The sequence below is a fragment of the Candidatus Neomarinimicrobiota bacterium genome, from assembly GCA_041862535.1.
Lineage (GTDB): Bacteria > Fidelibacterota > Marinisomatia > SCGC-AAA003-L08 > TS1B11.
The window spans coordinates 1-2,297 of the sequence record JBGVTM010000298.1 but is presented as its reverse complement, the minus strand read 5'-3'; the positions used below and the strand labels follow the sequence as shown (position 1 = coordinate 2,297).

Here is a 2,297-nt window from a genome sequence, read left to right as displayed (position 1 = left end):
GCTGAGACCCAGATTGTCACCAGCCGGATGGTGGTGCACGGCCGGCGCACCAGCCGGACCATCACCTCCAGGAGCTGGGTACAGGGCACCGATAAGGCCTTCACCGAGTACCTGGATCCCCCACGGGAGGCGGGCACCAAAATGTTAAAATTAGGCGATCAACTCTGGACCTACAATCCCCAGGCCGACCGTATCATCCAGATATCCGGCCACATGCTGCGCCAGTCCCTCATGGGCTCGGATTTCTCCTACGAGGACATGATGGAAGACCAATCTCTCCTTGATTCCTACGACGGTGTAGTGGAAGGCTCGGAGGTCCTGAATGGCCGGGACAGCTGGGTAATGACCCTAACCGCCAAGCGGGAGGGCATGGCCTACCATACTCGCAAGGAGTGGGTGGACAAGGAGTGGCTGCTGCCCATGCGGGAGGAGCTGCTGGCCAAGGGCGGCAAGCTGCTCAAGTCGGCGCGGGCGGAAGACGTTATGCAGGTCCAGGGCCGGTGGTATCCGAAAGTGTGGGTGTTCAAGGACGAGCTGAAACGCGACAGTCAGGGCACCGAATGGATCATCGACGAGATCGTCTTCGACCAGCCCATCCCCGAATCCCGCTTTGCCAAGGCCGCGCTGAGGAAGTAGAAAACCTCCTCTGAGTTAACATCTTTTCACCCTCCACTTCCCTCGAGGTGCTTTATTTCTTGTAACCGGACCATAATGGTCATAATTTAAGCAAGACTAAAAAGGTCGTATTTAGCTATGCTTAAAATAACACGCAAAACCGAGTATGCCCTCATGGCCCTCGGCCACCTGAGCCAGGCTGCGAGCGAGGACATCACCAAGGTGCGGGAAATCGCCGACACCTATGATATACCTTTTCCGGTTATGGCTAAAGTAATGCAGCGGCTGGCCCACAAAGGCTTCGTGGAGCCCATCCAGGGTGCGCAGGGCGGGTACCGGCTCAGAGCCGATCTCGCAGACGTGAATCTGTGGCAATTCCTCGAAAGGATGGAAGGGCCGTTGGGCATTGTTGATTGTGTAAGTGAAGATGACTGCACCCAGATGGGCTCCTGTAATATTCGAAATCCCATGCAAGTAATCGATCACACCCTCAAGTCGGTCTTCACCCGCCTCACGCTTGAGCACGTGATCCGGCCCTACCTGCTCCGGCGGGACTCGGCCTAGCAGCTGGGGAGACCTCTAGCACCCGGAATCATTCAACGGCGGGAACTGCGATCAGCATCATGAGTGATGAATCCCAGACTATTGAAAAGCTGACCAGCCAGGAATACAAGTACGGCTTCGTCACTGATATCGAGCAGGAGACCCTCCCGCCCGGCCTGGACGAAGACGTCATCCGGCGGATCTCGGCCAAGAAGCACGAGCCGCAGTTCCTGCTTCAGTGGCGGCTGAAGGCTTACCGACATTGGCGCAAACTGTACGCGGAACGGGGTGAGCCCCACTGGGCCCATGTTAACTACCCACCTATCGATTACCAGAGCATCGTCTACTATGCGGCCCCCAAGATGCAGCCCACCTACAAAAGCCTGAACGAGGTGGACCCCAAGCTCCTCGAGACTTACGAGAAGCTGGGCATTCCCCTGCAGGAGCAGAAGCGCCTGGCGGGGGTAGCCGTTGACGCCGTCTTTGACAGTGTTTCGGTGGCCACTACTTTCCAGGAGGCGCTGGCCGAAGCGGGGGTCATCTTCTGTCCCTTTTCCGAAGCCGTACAGCAGTATCCCGAGCTGGTGAAGAAGTACCTGGGCTCAGTGGTGCCACCCACAGACAACTTCTTCGCCGCCCTGAACTCGGCGGTCTTCAGCGACGGCTCGTTTGTCTATATCCCCAGGGGGGTGCGCTGCCCCATGGAACTGTCCACCTATTTCCGCATTAATGCGGCCATGACGGGGCAGTTCGAACGCACACTGATCATAGCCGATGAGGCCAGCTACGTGAGCTACCTGGAAGGCTGCACCGCTCCCATGCGCGATGAGAACCAGCTGCACGCCGCGGTGGTGGAACTCATCGCTCTGGACAATGCCGAGATCAAGTACTCCACCGTCCAGAACTGGTACCCCGGCGATAAGCAGGGCCAGGGCGGAATCTACAACTTTGTCACTAAAAGGGGTGCTGCCCGGGGGATCAATTCCAAGATCTCCTGGACCCAGGTGGAGACCGGCTCCGCCATCACCTGGAAGTACCCCGGCTGTATCCTGCAGGGCGATAATTCGATCGGTGAGTTCTATTCGGTTGCGCTCACCAATAACTACCAGCAGGCGGATACCGGTACCAAGATGATCCAC

Annotated in this window: 3 protein-coding genes; all 3 read left to right on the top strand. The window is 57.7% G+C overall.

Going from position 1 to position 2,297, the window contains the following annotated elements; genetic code table 11:
* On the top strand, positions 1-636 hold a 636-nt coding region (locus tag ACETWG_10890; GenBank protein ID MFB0517090.1), incomplete at its 5' end, for an outer membrane lipoprotein-sorting protein.
* 117 nt (positions 637-753) lie between these two features.
* Positions 754-1,179 carry an Rrf2 family transcriptional regulator gene (locus ACETWG_10885; protein ID MFB0517089.1) on the top strand — a complete coding sequence of 142 codons (426 nt, stop codon included), beginning with the start codon at positions 754-756 and terminating at the stop codon, positions 1,177-1,179.
* Positions 1,180-1,238: 59 nt separating this feature from the next.
* The coding region (gene sufB / locus ACETWG_10880) for a Fe-S cluster assembly protein SufB (protein ID MFB0517088.1) at positions 1,239-2,297 on the top strand (1,059 nt) is incomplete at its 3' end.

Excerpts from the sequence above, each read along its gene's own strand:
- ACETWG_10885 (MFB0517089.1), top strand. The coding sequence starts at position 754 with ATGCTTAAAATAACACGCAAAACCGAGTATGCCCTCATGGCCCTCGGC.